The sequence below is a fragment of the Skermanella rosea genome (genome assembly GCF_016806835.2).
GTDB classification, from domain to species: domain Bacteria; phylum Pseudomonadota; class Alphaproteobacteria; order Azospirillales; family Azospirillaceae; genus Skermanella; species Skermanella rosea.
In genome coordinates this window covers 1,134,498-1,148,545 of the sequence record NZ_CP086111.1, presented here as the reverse complement: position 1 = coordinate 1,148,545, position 14,048 = coordinate 1,134,498, and the positions used below count along the sequence as shown (strand labels likewise).

At 69.0% G+C, this 14,048-nt stretch carries 14 protein-coding genes; 9 read left to right on the top strand and 5 right to left on the bottom strand.

The genetic code is table 11. The features are described 5' to 3' along the window. Positions 1-228 precede the first annotated feature (228 nt). Positions 229-810, top strand: coding sequence for a hypothetical protein (locus tag JL101_RS05370; RefSeq protein ID WP_203099590.1), 582 nt, complete (start codon positions 229-231; stop codon positions 808-810). Here the strand turns inward: JL101_RS05370 and JL101_RS05365 are convergent. The 3 genes from JL101_RS05365 to JL101_RS05355 form a co-directional block, all read right to left on the bottom strand. Then, a complete protein-coding gene (locus JL101_RS05365; RefSeq protein WP_203099589.1) occupies positions 807-1,979 on the bottom strand; it encodes a 3-phenylpropionate MFS transporter in 1,173 nt (390 codons plus the stop codon). The genes JL101_RS05370 and JL101_RS05365 overlap by 4 nt on opposite strands. Before the next feature lie 21 nt (positions 1,980-2,000). Then, complete coding sequence (locus JL101_RS05360; protein WP_203099588.1) at positions 2,001-2,633, bottom strand: glutathione S-transferase family protein; 633 nt, start codon at positions 2,631-2,633, stop codon at positions 2,001-2,003. A 64-nt stretch (positions 2,634-2,697) separates the two neighbouring features. Next, positions 2,698-4,662 carry a methyl-accepting chemotaxis protein gene (locus tag JL101_RS05355; protein WP_203099587.1) on the bottom strand — a complete coding sequence of 655 codons (1,965 nt, stop codon included), beginning with the start codon at positions 4,660-4,662 and terminating at the stop codon, positions 2,698-2,700. Between the two features lie 418 nt (positions 4,663-5,080). Here JL101_RS05355 and JL101_RS05350 point away from each other — a divergent pair, with 418 nt between their 5' ends. After that, positions 5,081-6,013 carry a lysozyme family protein gene (locus JL101_RS05350; RefSeq protein WP_203099586.1) on the top strand — a complete coding sequence of 311 codons (933 nt, stop codon included), beginning with the start codon at positions 5,081-5,083 and terminating at the stop codon, positions 6,011-6,013. 2 nt (positions 6,014-6,015) lie between these two features. On the opposite strand, the gene copM is transcribed toward JL101_RS05350, so the two are convergent. Further along, on the bottom strand, positions 6,016-6,432 hold the full coding sequence (gene copM, locus JL101_RS05345) for a CopM family metallochaperone (RefSeq protein ID WP_203099585.1): 417 nt from the start codon (positions 6,430-6,432) through the stop codon (positions 6,016-6,018). 272 nt (positions 6,433-6,704) lie between these two features. Between copM and JL101_RS05340 the strand changes: the two genes are divergently transcribed. From JL101_RS05340 to JL101_RS05330, 3 genes are read left to right on the top strand one after another with little or no spacing between them, the layout of a single operon-like run. Continuing rightward, on the top strand, positions 6,705-6,983 hold the full coding sequence (locus JL101_RS05340) for a hypothetical protein (protein WP_203099584.1): 279 nt from the start codon (positions 6,705-6,707) through the stop codon (positions 6,981-6,983). Continuing rightward, positions 6,983-7,456 (top strand): PIN domain-containing protein, encoded by a 474-nt coding sequence (locus tag JL101_RS05335; protein ID WP_203099583.1) that lies wholly within the window; start codon positions 6,983-6,985, stop codon positions 7,454-7,456. The genes JL101_RS05340 and JL101_RS05335 overlap by 1 nt, the downstream gene beginning before the upstream one ends. Continuing rightward, the gene (locus tag JL101_RS05330; RefSeq protein WP_203099582.1) at positions 7,444-7,893 is read left to right on the top strand and encodes a TerB family tellurite resistance protein; all 450 of its coding nucleotides are present in this window, start codon (positions 7,444-7,446) and stop codon (positions 7,891-7,893) included. The genes JL101_RS05335 and JL101_RS05330 overlap by 13 nt, the downstream gene beginning before the upstream one ends. Positions 7,894-8,043: 150 nt before the next feature. Here JL101_RS05330 and JL101_RS05325 read toward each other — a convergent pair whose 3' ends face one another. Further along, positions 8,044-9,243 carry a D-alanyl-D-alanine carboxypeptidase family protein gene (locus tag JL101_RS05325; RefSeq protein WP_203099581.1) on the bottom strand — a complete coding sequence of 400 codons (1,200 nt, stop codon included), beginning with the start codon at positions 9,241-9,243 and terminating at the stop codon, positions 8,044-8,046. A 498-nt stretch (positions 9,244-9,741) separates the two neighbouring features. Between JL101_RS05325 and JL101_RS05320 the strand changes: the two genes are divergently transcribed. The 4 genes from JL101_RS05320 to JL101_RS05305 all read left to right on the top strand — a co-directional run bounded on the left by JL101_RS05320 (position 9,742) and on the right by JL101_RS05305 (position 14,038). Further along, positions 9,742-10,146: a response regulator gene (locus JL101_RS05320; RefSeq protein ID WP_203099580.1), complete on the top strand. Its 405-nt coding sequence runs from the start codon at positions 9,742-9,744 to the stop codon at positions 10,144-10,146. Positions 10,147-10,210: 64 nt separating this feature from the next. After that, a complete protein-coding gene (gene hutH / locus JL101_RS05315; RefSeq protein WP_203099579.1) occupies positions 10,211-11,767 on the top strand; it encodes a histidine ammonia-lyase in 1,557 nt (518 codons plus the stop codon). A gap of 67 nt (positions 11,768-11,834) precedes the next feature. Beyond that, positions 11,835-13,469 carry a 3-(methylthio)propionyl-CoA ligase gene (locus JL101_RS05310; protein WP_203099578.1) on the top strand — a complete coding sequence of 545 codons (1,635 nt, stop codon included), beginning with the start codon at positions 11,835-11,837 and terminating at the stop codon, positions 13,467-13,469. A 101-nt stretch (positions 13,470-13,570) separates the two neighbouring features. Continuing rightward, a complete protein-coding gene (locus tag JL101_RS05305; RefSeq protein ID WP_203099577.1) occupies positions 13,571-14,038 on the top strand; it encodes a YbaN family protein in 468 nt (155 codons plus the stop codon). The last annotated feature ends 10 nt before the right edge of the window (positions 14,039-14,048 follow it).

Genomic DNA, 14,048 nt, shown 5'->3' with positions numbered 1-14,048 from the left:
TCTCGATTACGAGGCCTATGTCGCGCTCGGCTTTCTCGCCGCCACGGTCGGCGTGACCGTCGGGCTGTTCTGGTTCCTTCTGTCCCGCAAGGCGAAGTAGGGAGCCCGGCGGGAATACCGGCGTACTCGTTCTCCTGGACAATAAGCTCCGTTGCCTTGTAACAGGGACCTTCGGATCGGCGGACGGCCGGCCCGAAGGTCCTTGCAGAAGGCAAAGAGCACATCCCCATGGAACAAGACTACCGGCCGGTTTCCCCGGAGGCCCAGGTCGAAGCGTTGCGCACGCTGGTCGCGGCCGTGACCGCCGCCCGCGACGGCGGCTCGCCGGAAGCGGGCTTGGCTCCGGGCCTGCTGGATGTCGTGGACGGCCTGGAACCCCGGGATTCGGCGCTGGTGTCGGAACTGCTGATGAGCATAGCGTTCCGGGCGGGTGCCCGGGTGTCCGAACGCTATCCCTTCATCGAGTTCGCGATCCATCTCGGGCGGGCGGCCCTGGGCGAGGAGGGCGGCGGCGATCCCGCCGACTTCCTCCAGGACCGGCTGCCGGCCTGGGACGTGCTGGAACCGGCGCTGCGGACCATGCGGCGCCACGGTCGGCGCTGGTGGTCGCGGAACTCGCAAGGGGACCCGATCGACCTGCTCCAGGCCTATGCGCTGGGAGCGGCCCAGCTCGCCTGCCTGGGCCATTCCGACCAGGACTCCGGCCGCCTCGCCGCCTCCGGGCTGCTGTTCACCGCCGCGGCGCAGATCCTGACCCTGCGCCGGATCGAGGACCCGGCCGCCTGGGAACAGGACCAGGAAGCGGGCTAGGCGTCCGCGGGCCGGACCTCGTCCTGCCGGCCGCGCGAGGCCAGCAGCAGGGCGAACACGGCGCCGGCCAGCCCCAGGGCGGCCATGGCATGATAGGCGCCCGCCCCCATCCCGGCATAGGCGGCGCCCGCCAGCATCATGGCCAGCGCCGTGCCCATGCCGGTGGCGAGAGCGCCGTACAGCGCCTGGGCGGTCGCGGAGCGGTCGATCGGGACGGCCTTGGCGATATACTGCATGGCCGCGAGGTGCGCGGCTCCGAAGGTCATGCCGTGAAGCACCTGGAGGAGCGCCAGGACCGGCACGCTCTCCGCCACGGCCGTTCCCGCCCAGCGGACCAGGGCGGCGAGCCCGGCCAGCACCAGCAGGCGGGCGGGACCGAGCCGCGCGGTCGCGGCACCGCCGAAGGCGAACAGCAGGATCTCGGCGATCACGCCTTCCGCCCACAGCCAGCCGATCACCGCCTCCGAATGGCCGAGCCCGCGCCAGTGCAGGGTGCCGAACGCGTAATAGACCGCGTGGCTGGACTGGACGGCCGAGGTGGCCCCCAGGAACAGCAGGAAGCCGGGATCGCGGAGCAGCGCCGCGATCCGGCTGGTCCTCAGCGGCACCCCGTCCCCCGCCGGCTCGCGCGGCGGCGGCTTCGGCGCCAGCCAGCAGGACAGGGCCGTCAGGGCCATGGCGCCGACCAGCAGGTGGAGCACGGTCTCGGGCTGGCTGTCGGCCACCACCATGCCGCCCAGGCTGGCGGCGGCGATGAAGCTGATCGATCCCCACAGGCGCATCCGGCCGTAATCGAGCCGGTGGGCCCGGGCGATCAGCAGGGTCAGGTTGTCGCCGATATTCATGATCGGGCTGAAGCCCGCGCTCATCAGCACGGTCACCAGCAGGATCGGCACGAAGCCGTCGGCCGGCAGGTACAGCAGCGAGGCCGCCAGGGCGGCGGCGCTGAGCAGGATCAGCGCCGTCCGCCGGTTGCCGGTGCGGTCGACCACCACGCCGGCCACCGGAATGGTGACGATGCGGACCCACAGCGCCACCGCCAGGACCGTCCCGATCTCTTCCGCCGACAGGCCCCGGCTTTCCAGCCAGACCGGCCAGAACGGCAGCTGGATACCCAGGATCAGGAAATAGGCGGCGTAGAACAGGGACAGGCGAAGCGGCAGCAGCATGGGGTTCCGGCGGCGATGTGCTCAGGCCAGCGGAATCTCGTGGCCCTTCTTCGGCACATCATAGCCGCGCCGGACGGCGGGACGCCCTGCGATGGCGAGATACCAGCGCCGCACATTCGGGAATTGCGCGAGATCGATCCGCTGCCATTCGAACCGCGAGACCCACGGCCATGTCGCGATGTCGGCGATGGTGTAGTCGCCGCCGGCCAGGTACTCGGTCTCGCCCAGCCGCTTGTCCATGACGGAATAGAGCCGCCTTGCCTCGGCACCGAACCGCTCCTCCGCATAGGGCGCCTTGCCGGGGTTGAACTGAAGGAAATGGTGGGCCTGGCCCAGCATCGGGCCGGCGCCGCCCATCTGGAACATCAGCCACTGCCAAGTCCGCCACCGTCCGGGCCCGTCCAGCGGGATGAACATCCCGGTCTTCTCCGCCAGGTACAGCAGGATGGCGCCGGACTCCATCAGGGACGCGCCGGTGTCGTGGTCGACGATGGCCGGGATCTTGTTGTTCGGGCTGATCTTCAGGAAGTCCGGCGCGAACTGCTCGTCCTTGGTGATGTCGACCGGGTGGACCGTGTAGGGAAGGCCGGTCTCCTCCAGCATGATGGAGGCCTTCCGGCCGTTGGGGGTGGTCCAGGTGTAGAGATCTATCATGGCGTTTCCTCGGCTGCGGGAGGGTCGAGTGTGGCCCACTTCGACGCTCCCGCAAACCGGGCAGTCAGGCGGCGCGCACCTTTTCGATGAACTCGTCCACCGCGCGCCGGAGCACTATCGACTGGCGGGTCAGCTCGGACGACTCGCGGAGCACCTGCTCCGCGGTCGCGAGCGAGGCGTCGGCCGCCGCGGTGACGCCGGCGATGTTGGCCGCGACCTCGCTGGTCCCGGCGGCGGCCTGCTCGACGTTGCGCGCGATCTCGCCGGTCGCCGCCTGCTGCTGCTCGACCGATGCGGCGATGGCGGCCGAGGTGCCGCTGACCTCGTCGATGGTGTGCAGGATGTCCTGGATCGCCTCGACCGCCTGGGCCGTCGCCGCCTGGACCGAACTGATCTGGCCGGAGATGTCCTCGGTCGCCTTGGCGGTCTGGTTGGCCAGGTTCTTGACCTCCGACGCCACGACGGCGAACCCCTTGCCGGCGTCGCCGGCGCGGGCCGCCTCGATCGTCGCGTTGAGCGCGAGCAGGTTGGTCTGGCCGGCGATGGTGTTGATCAGGCCGACCACCTCCCCGATCTTCTGGGCCGCGGTCGAGAGGCTTTCGACGATCTCGTTGGTCCGCCGGGCCTTTTCCACCGCGTGCTGGATCGTGCGGGAGGACCGATCGACCTGCCGGCCGATCTCGGCGATCGACGAGGCCAGTTCCTCCGCCGCGGCGGCGACGGTCTGGACGTTGGTGGACGCGTGGTCGGCCGCGTTGGCGACCGCGGTCGCCTGGTGGGTCGCCTGCTGGGCGGCGGTGGACATGGTGGCCGCAGTCGCGTTCATCTCCCCGGACGAGGTCGTGACATGGGTCACGACGCCGTTGACATGGTTCTCGAAATCGTCGGCCAGCTCCATCATGGACCGCCGGCGTTCCTCCGCCGAACGCTGCTCCTGGGCGGCCTGCTCGGCCTGGAGCCGTTCGACCCGGATCGCGTTCTCCTTGAAGACCTGGACCGCCCGCGCCATCTCGCCGATCTCGTCCGCGAAGTCGAGCCCCGTGACCTCGACGGAGCGGTCGCCCGACGCGAGCAGCGTCATGGTGGCGGTCATGGTCTTGACCGGGACGACGATGCTGCGGGCGATCAGCCAGGCGAGAAGGATGCCGCCCATGAGCGCGGCGGCGACGAGCGCTCCGCTGACCCCGATGGTGCTGTCGATCTCGGACAGGGTTTTCTGCTCGGTTTCCCGGAAGATGGCGCTCCAGCCGTCCACGGTGGCCTGGGTCAGGCCGCCGAACTCCTCCGCGATGACCGGCATGGCCTCGTAGATGAGGCTGTTCATGTCGAACGCCGACGCGGCCATCCGGTCGAAGGTCTTCGAATAGGTCTCGGCCAGCCGGAGCACGTCCTGGGCCAGCGCCATGCGGTCCGGATCGTCGAACCACGCGGCGAGGTTGGTCGCGGCCGGCTTGAAGGCGGCAAGCCGTCGCGTCACGCTTTCCGCCAGCGCCTCGTCCGGCGTCGCCAGGAACTGGATGGAATTGAGCCGGGCATACATGAACTGTTCCTGGGCGATCCCGGCCAGGCCCGCGGTCTCCATCTGCTTGGCGGCGGTGGCCTCGCTGATCAGGTCGGACAGGTTCCCGACGATCTGGTCGCCGAGCGGCCGAAGCGACTGGTCCAGCAGGGTGTCCCGCTTGACCCGGGCTTCCTTGACCTTGGTGAATTTCTCCCCGTAGTCTGTGGTGAGCTGGATCATGCGCTCCAGCCTCGCCCGGCTGGCCCCGTCGCGTGCCGCCGGCACCAGGTTCGTCAGGCTGGAAGCGATGCGGCTCAGCAGTTCATGGACGTGGCCCGCGGCCGTCTCGTTCCCCGACGAGGTATAGAGCAGCGCCTGCCGGCGCAGTTCCGCGAAGTCCTGGTTGATCGTGATCACCATGGCCGTGTTGGCGGAGGTCTCGCCGTACCGCTCGAAATTCGCGCGGGCTGCGACCAACTCGGCGATGCCGAAGCCGCCGACGGCTGCCAGCAGGGCGAGGATGAGCATGAACCCCGCGTAGATCCTGGAACCGATCCTGAACCTGGATGAAAGAGACCCCATCGTCTTGCCTCGCCCTCTGGCCGCCTGCCGCCGCAATCCCGTCGTCCCGCGGCGGATGGATACGGACCCTGCTTGATTTACATCGGTCGCGCGGAGCGCAGCGGCAGTCGGCACCACTCGCGCGTGTGGTAAGCCGCCGCGATCCGCCCGCATCGATAGCAAACTTTCGGGCTTGTCTTCCCTGATTTGAATCAGTCTTACGTTGCCGTGCCAATTAGCCGCGTAAAGTACGATATCTTCCGTATCGATCGGTGCGGTGCGCGCCGGGCGGAGCGGGTCCCGATCGAGGTCACGCGATTGTTCTTCTCACCAGCGGTCCGCCGCCTTAGGATGGGTTAACCCGAAAGGTGCAGAGAACAAGCCCATGGCTGTTGACCAGCGACTGCCGCCGGTTCCCGGCAAGAAGCCCTCGATACCCGGCGCCGCCTGGCAGCCGCCCCTGCCCGCCCGCAAACCGGGCGGCGAAGGATTCGCTGCGGCGGTGGAGCGGGCGGGAGTCCCCCTGCCCGGCCGCAAGCCGGCGGACGTGCCGCCGACGGCGGTGGCCGGCGGGCCCGTCGTCGACGCGATCCGGTCGGTCGCCGGGCTGTCCGGCCACAGCTTCGCCTCGCTGCTGTCCCAGGCGCAGCAGGAAAGCGGGCTGGACCCCAAGGCGCGCAACCGCAAGAGTTCGGCGACCGGTCCCTTCCAGTTCATCGAGCGCACGTGGCTCGACCTGGTGCGGCGCCATGGATCGGCATTCGGCCTGGGAGAGATCGCGAAGCAGATCAAGGTGGTCGACGGCGCGCCGACCGTCGGCGACGCCGCGGCGCGCCGGAAGATCCTGGCGCTTCGCGAGGATCCCAACCTGTCCGCGGGCATGGCCGCCCGGTACCTCGGCGAAGGCAAGGAGCGGCTTGGAAAGCTGCTTGGCCGGCCGGCCTCGACGATCGAGAGCCGGATCGCCTACATCATGGGCCCGAGCGGGGCCGCCCGGCTGATCAACGCGGCCGAGAAGACGCCCGGCAAGCTGGCCCGCGACCTGCTGCCTTCCGCCGCCGCGGCCAACAGGAACCTGTTCCACGACCGTAGCGGCCATGCGCTCACCGCGTCGGACATGCTGAACCGGCTGACCCGCAGGATGCAGGCCGACGAGAAGCGATTCGCCGGGCTCGAGGACGGCCCTGATCCGCAGTCGGCGCCCGCGCACAGCAACGCGCTGCTGTTCGCGCAGATGCAGCAGGACGGCTGGCCCGACGAGGCGGAGGACGAGGCGGAGGAGAGCGATCCCCCGGTGCCGGTCCGGCGCCAGGGCTAGGGTTAGGGTTTGGGGTCCGGATCAGGGCCTGGCCGGGGGTTCCGGGCGAGCCAGTCCCGGAGACGCTCGATCTCCTTCTCCTGGGCCGCCACGACCTCCTCGGCGAGCCGGCGCATTTCGGGATCCCTGCCGTACCGCAGCTGGATGCGCGCCATGTCGATCGCCCCCTGATGATGGGGAATCATGCTGCGGGCGAAATCCCGGTCGGCATCGCCGGTCAGGCCGACCTCCATATCCCGGTGCATGCGGGCGCCGGACTGCCGGAACGCGTCGATCACCGCCGAGGACCCTGCCGCGGGAGCGGCCGGAGCGCCGTGACCGCCATGCCCCCCGTGATCCTGCTGCGCCAAGCCGGGAGCGGCGACGGCAATGAGGAGCGCGGCGGCACCCAGCCACCGCAGGTTGCCCGAAATCTTCATCCTGTCCTTCTCCTACAACGGAACTCCACCCGCCGCGATGCCGCCGGCCACGGTTTGCCCGGCCCGGATTCCAGTCCTGAAATCGCAGGCCCGACCTGATCGGGCGGCCGCGGACGCATTACATCTACATAAGAAGCCATGCCGACGAGCGGCTTCACAGCAGCGAAACAACATGCCTCGATTATGCGCACGGGCCCACCGCCCGCGAGGAACGGTCGCGCGCCGCGGGTGTTGCCCCGAACGGCGGCCACATGCGCGAGGAGATGGACGCGATGAAGATCGATCCGAAACTTCGGGAAGACCTGGCTCAAAAGCTCTACGAGGAAAGCGATCGGACCGGCGTCGCCTGGGTGCGCCGACCGGAATCGGTGAAACACGCCTTCCGGGAAGCTGCGGAACGGAAGCTTCGCTCCCATGCCGACGCCGGGCATGGTCACGGCCACGGGCAGGACCAGATCAGGCAGGATCGCGGGAAGCATGCCGCCGGAACGGGCCGGCACGCCGACTGGCCGCACCGGGGCAAGCCGGTGATGGAACCCTGCACCCGGTGATGCCCGCCTCCCCAGGCGTCCCCGCGCAGGACCGCCTCGTCCTCGACACCAACGTGTTCGTGGCCGCCGGATTCAATCCGGCGAGCTATGCCGCGGCCGTGGTGGGGGCGGTCCGGAAGGGGCGGCACCGGCTCGCCTGGGCCGAGGCGACCCGGGGCGAGACGGAGGCGGTGATCCGCCGCATTCCCGGGCTGGACTGGGAGCGTTTCGCCTGTCTTTTCGCAGCGGCCGACGAACATCGCGGCCCGCTCGACGTTTCATCCTTCTCCAGGGTGGAAGATCCGGGCGATCGCAAGTTCGCGGCGCTGGCCGCGGCGACGGGGGCGATGCTGGTCACCAGCGATGCACACCTGCTGTCCTGCCGCGACGAACTCCCGGTCACGGTGCTGACGCCGCGGGAACTGGTCGGCGGATCGACGCCCCGCAAACCGGGACCCGAAAACCGGGTGGAAGAGGAACCATGTCCTTCATAGATACGCTTGTCAGCCACCTGGGAGAAATCGGCGCCGAATCGGACGACCTGCCGCTCCTGGTGCCGGCGGTCATCGCCGCGGGCGCGCTGGTCGCCTTCGCCGACGGCAAGGCCGAGGGCAGCGAACTGCGGGAGATCGATTCCGAGGCGTTGCGCTGCCTGATGGGCGACCAGGAGCGCGCCGAGGACATCCAACGCGTACTCGACCAGCATCTCTCCAATTTCGACCGGGACCGGACCTTCGGGCACGACCGCGCCCTGGGCGTGCTGGCCGATTTCGCGCCGGACGCACCCGAGGAGCAGCGGCAACTGGTCCTGCGCTCGGCGCTTCAGGTGGGGGGAGCGGGCGCCGACGGCACGCTGAGCCCGGGGGAGCGGGATGCGGCCCGGGAAATCGCCCGGATACTGAGGCTCGACCCCGCCGCCCAGGGGCTTTGATCCGTTCTCCGCGGGGCGGCCCCGCCGAAGTCCGGCACCGACACCGTGGCTCGGGCGTCGATGCAGGCCGGCCTTCACGCCCTGGGCGAAGGCCGGCCTGCGGTCAGTGCTTCGAATGGCAGGGTTCTTCGGGAAGCCTGTCGCCCGGCGTCACCGCCGCGGGGCGACCACCATGCAGTCCTGGCCCTTCGATTCGAGCCTGGAGCACGCCTGCTCGGCGGCGGCCTTGGTCATGCCCGTGAAACGGGCCTGGAACACACCGGTACGCGACTTCAGGACGGTGCTTTGCGCGCCCTTGACATGAGCCGGGATGACCTTCGCGGTCGTCGTCAACCCGGCTTGGCCGGCCTTGTGGCTCTTGTAGCTGCCGACCTGGATCGCCCAGGAGCCCGGCTTGGCCGCCGCCTTGGAGGCCGGCTTGGGGCTTTGGGCGATGGCCTTCTCCAGCCGCGGGGCATCGGCCTTGATCGTCGCCCGGACGGTCGGGACGACGGCCGCGACCTCCACGGTCGAGACGGACCGGCCGAGCGGCTTGACGCCGAAACCGTGGTCGAGCAGGGCCGCGACCCGGTTGTCCCGCTCGCGCGAGCTGCGGCCGCCCAGGACCACCGCGATCAGCCGCCGGCCGTCGCGCACCGCGGTGGCGGCAAGATTGAAGCCGGAGGCATTGACGAAGCCGGTCTTGATCCCGTCCATGCCATCGTAGCGGTTCATCAGGCGGTTATGGCTGTGGACCACGGCGCCGTTGTAGGAGAAGCTGCTGCGGCTGAAATAGGGATAATGGCGCGAGTGCGTCTTGATCAGCGCCTGCGACAGCGTCGCGATGTCCCGCGCGGTCGTCTTCTGGCGGACGTTCGGCAGGCCCGAGGCGTTCAGGAACGTCGTGTTCCGCATGCCGATGATGCGCGCCTTCGTCGTCATCATCTCGGCGAAGCCTTCCTCCGTGCCGCCGATCGCCTCGGCCAGCACCACGGCCGCGTCGTTGGCCGACCGGGTGACCAGGCCGAGGATCGCGTCCTCCACCCGGATCGACGTGCCGGCGACCAGCCCCAGCTTGGACGGGGACATGTTCTGCGCGCGCCGGGACACGGGAATGAACTGGTCGAGGGCCAGTTCACCTTTGTCCAGGCTGTCGAACGCCAGGAACAGCGTCATCATCTTGGTCAGCGATGCGGGCTGCGTCGGGAGGTCCGGGTTCTGGGCGTGCAGGACGACGCCGGTGGCCGGATCGATCAGAAGCTCCGCATAGGGCGGCGGGGCGGCTTCGGCCGGAAGCGGGAACAGCAGGGCGCAGACGATCGCTGCGACGAGGGAAATGCGCGACGGCAAGTCGATGGAGCGGCGAAACATGATGGTTCCTGAAAAACACTGCCGCTTCATGGTTAGACGCCATTGGTTAAGAAATTGAGAACTTTCTTTCATTCCTTTTCAGTGACTTGCGGCCCGTCCCTATGACAAAGGTTAAGGTCGGGCCGCGCGACCGATCGGAGCCGTCGTGCCGGGAAACCTGTCTGGATCCGGGGGATCGTATCGAGGCGGGGCGGCGTCGGATCGTCCATGGATCCTAACCCGGTGCGCCGAATCGGGCATCGTGGGGATACGGCTTGCCTCATTTCGGTTTCATTATAATCTCGGAACGTTAAAGTTCCATCAAGTGGGCCGTCCGGCCGGGCGGCCCGGCTCAATCCGGGGGTACTCTGTTCGCCCGACTTCTCCCGCAACCGCCCCCGCAACCGATGGTAAACGCGAATTGCTGTGCCGTTCAGGAAAGAATCCAGGGACCGAAACCACCGCACCACCATCACGGGGCCGCATCCGGCATGACATATCCTCTCGTGCGAGACGTCGATGACTGAAAGTTCCGATCCGGCAACGGGCAAGCGGTTCCGGATCATGATCGTCGAGGACGACGCCCTGGTCGCGCTGGGGATACGCTGCACCCTGGACGAGCTCGGCTACGAGGTCTGCGGCGTGGCGGCATCAGAGCCGGAAGCCTTGGCGCTGGCGGGCCGGACGCAACCGGAATTGGCGTTGATGGACATCCGGTTGCGCGGCCCGACCGACGGGATTGACACCGCGCGACGACTGCGTGCCGAGTTCGGCATCCGGTCCGTCTATCTGTCGGCCTACACGGACCACCAGACCATGAGCCGAATCACCTCGACCTATCCCCTTGGTTTCGTCCAGAAACCCTATTCGGCCGTGCAGCTTCGCATGGCGCTGGACCTGGCGGTCCGCCGGCTCGGCACCTGACCGGCGACGGGCCCGGAGATGCCCTCCGGCGACGAGGAGGGCCGGACGGTGAGGAGGATGGAGCATGACTGAGCCGCTGAGCCTTGAACCGGGCCGGCTGACCCTGCCCCTTCTGCGGCGGATCGCCCGGGACGCCCGCGTGCCGGCGGTGCTGGCGGACGGCTGGCGGGACGAGGCGGAAGCGGCGGCGGCGACGGTTTCCGACGTGATCGCCCGCGGGGGCGCCGCCTACGGCATCAATACCGGATTCGGGCTGCTGGCGCGCAAGCGCATCCCTCCGGAGAGCCTGCGGGAGCTTCAGACCCGGCTCGTGCTCTCCCATGCGGCCGGCACCGGCGCGGCGCTGCCGGCCGACGTGACGCGCCTGATCCTGGTGCTGAAGGCCGCGAGCCTCGCCCGCGGCCGGTCCGGCGTCCGTCCGCTGGTGATCGAGACCCTGCTGGCCCTGGTCAACCGGGGCGTGCTTCCCGTGATCCCGGCCAAGGGATCGGTCGGTGCCTCCGGCGACCTGGCGCCGCTGGCCCACATGACCGCCGTCCTGACCGGCATCGGCGAGGCGATGACCGGGCACGGAATCGTTCCGGCCGCGCAAGCCCTGGCCGGGGCCGGGATCGAACCGCTGGTGCTGGAGGCCAAGGAGGGTCTGGCGCTGCTCAACGGGACCCAGGTCTCGACCGCGCTGGCGCTGGTCGGCCTGTTCGCCGCCGAGGATTGTTTCGCCGCCGCACTGGTCGCGGGCGCGCTGTCGGTCGATGCCGCCCGGGGCAGCGACGTGCCGTTCGACCCAAGGATCCACGAGCTGCGCGGGCAGCCAGGCCAGATCGAGGTCGCCCGCGTGCTGCGCCGGCTGCTCTCCGGCAGCGCGATCCGGCAGTCCCACCTGACGGGGGACGAGCGGGTCCAGGATCCCTACTCGCTGCGTTGCCAGCCCCAGGTCATGGGCGCCTGCCTGGACCATCTCCGCTTCGCGGCCCAGGTGCTGGAGCGGGAGGCGAACGCCGTGACCGACAACCCGCTGGTCTTCCCGGACAGCGGCGACATCCTGTCCGGCGGCAATTTCCACGCCGAGCCGGTCGCCCTGGCGGCCGACGTCCTGGCGCTGGCGATCGCCGAGACCGGAGCCCTGTCGGAGCGGCGGACGGCCCTGCTGATGGACACCACCCTGAGCGGCCTGCCGCCCTTCCTGGTGGCGGAAGGAGGGCTCAATTCCGGCTTCATGATCGCCCAGGTGACCGCGGCGGCGCTGGCGTCGGAGAACAAGCAGCTGGCGCACCCGGCCAGCGTCGACAGTCTGCCGACCTCGGCCAACCAGGAGGACCATGTCAGCATGGCGACCCACGGGGCGCGCCGGCTGGGCGAGATGGCCTCCAACACGGCGGGCATCGTGGCGATCGAGCTGCTGGCCGCGTGCCAGGGCGTGGACTTCCACCGCCCGCTGGAGACCTCGCCGGCGCTGGCCGGCGCGCTGGCGATCGTCCGGGCCCGCGTGCCGTTCTACGACCGGGACCGCTACTTCGCCCCGGACATCGCCGCCGCGGCGGGGACGGTCACCGAAGGGCAGTGGCACGCCTTCATGGACGGGGGGCTGCTGCCGGGAGCCCCGGGGCCGGGAACCCTGTGAACAGGCGCTCCGGTCGCCTATAATCATACAAAACCAAGACCGCATGCACCGGGGAGGCAAACAGAAGATGCGCGGACTCATGATGGACAAGCCGCTGCTGATTTCTTCGCTGATCGACTACGCGGAGGAATATCACGGCACGACGGAGATCGTTTCGCGCACGGTCGAAGGGCCGATCCATACCTATACCTACGCCGAGGCCGCCAAGCGCGCGCGCCAGCTGGCCAACGCCCTGATCGCGCTGGGGGTCGAGCCGGGCGACCGGATCGGCACGGTGGCCTGGAACGGGTACCGGCATTTCGAGATCTATTACGCCACCTCCGGCATGGGGGCGATCTGCCACACGATCAATCCGCGCCTGTTCCCGCCGCAGATCTCCTACATCATCAACCACGCGGAAGATTCATACCTGTTCGTGGACCTCACCTTCGTGCCGCTCCTGGAAGGGATCGCGGAGCAGCTGACGGGCGTGAAGGGCATCGTGGTGATGACCGACCGGGACCATATGCCCGAGTCGAAGCTGCCGAACCTGCTCTGCTACGAGACCCTGGTCCGCAGCCATTCCGACCAGTACGAGTGGCCCCGGTTCGACGAGTGGACCGCCTCGTCGCTCTGCTACACGTCGGGCACGACGGGCAATCCCAAGGGCGTGCTCTACAGCCACCGCTCGACCGTGCTGCACAGCTACGCCGTGGCGTTGCCCGACGCGCTCGACCTGTCGTCGCGCGACGCGGTGATGCCGGTCGTGCCGATGTTCCACGTCAACGCCTGGGGGCTGCCCTACGCCTGCCCCATGACCGGCGCCAAGCTGGTGTTCCCCGGCGCGAAGATGGACGGCGCCAGCCTGCACGAGCTGATGGAGTTGGGCGGCGTGACGGTCAGCGCCGGCGTGCCGACGATCTGGGCCGGGCTGATCCGCTACATGCAGGAGAACGGCAAGACGTTCAGCACGCTGAAGCGGACGATCGTCGGCGGCTCGGCGGCGCCGCGCGCCATGATCGAGACCTTCCAGGACGAGTTCGGGGTCGAGCTGCTGCATGCCTGGGGCATGACGGAGACCTCGCCGATCGGCTCCGTCTCGCGGCTGAAGCCCGGCATGGAGAACCGTTCCGAGGACGAAAGGATGGCGATCCGGGCGAAGCAGGGCCGCCCCCTGTTCGGAATCCGCATGAAGATCGCCGACGATGAGGGCAAGCCCCTGCCCCACGACGGCGTGGCCTTCGGCCACCTGAAGGTGGCGGGGCCGTGGGTCTGCGCCCGCTACTTCAAGGAGGCGACGCCGTCGGCCCACGACGACGAGGGCTGGTTCTCGACCGGGGACGTCGCCACCATCGACGCCGACGGCTACATGCAGATCACCGACCGCAGCAAGGACGTGATCAAGTCGGGCGGCGAGTGGATCAGCTCGATCGACCTGGAGAACACGGCGGTCGCCCATCCGGACGTGGTCGAGGCGGCGGCGATCGGCATCGCCCATCCGAAGTGGGACGAGCGCCCGCTGCTGGTGGTGATCCCCCGGCCGGGCAGCGGCCTGACGCGGGAGAGCCTGCTGGCGTTCTTCGAGGGGAAGATCGCCAAATGGTGGCTGCCCGACGACATCGTCTTCGTCGAGGAGCTTCCCCACACCGCGACCGGCAAGCTGCTGAAGACCAGGCTGCGCGAGCAGTTCAAGGACTATCGCCTGCCCACCGCCGCGGAGTGAGGGACCGGAGGAGGTAGCGGCGGCCGCGGCCGAGATGGTATTGGAGCGTCCCGCACCTACATGGGTGGGACGCCCCAGGCCCACCCGATCCCCAGGACATCATGAAGGCCGACCGCCACGCGCCGCCCTCCCCAAGCGACGACGGGACCTCGCCAGCCGGGACCGCGGGCGAAGCGTTCCGCCATGCGCCGGCCAACCCGGTGGTCCGCCATTGCCTGATGGCGCTCGGCTTCGTGATGGTCGCCCTGGGGACGCTGGGGGTCTTCCTGCCCGTGCTGCCGACGGCACCTTTCCTGATCGTCGCGGCCTGGGCATTCTCCCGCAGTTCCGAGCGGTTCCACCGCTGGCTCTACGAGCATCCCCATTTCGGCCCGCCGCTGGTCGCCTGGAACAGGCACGGCGTGATCCCGGTGACCGGCAAGGTGCTTTCGGTCATAGGAATGTATGGCAGCCTTGTCCTGGTAGTCCTTTACGTCGCGACCGACTGGGTCCTGCCGACGGTCCATTTCGTGATCATCACCGCCGTGGCGGCCTATATCCTGACGCGGCCGAGTCGGGCTCCGGACTGACCGGCAGGCC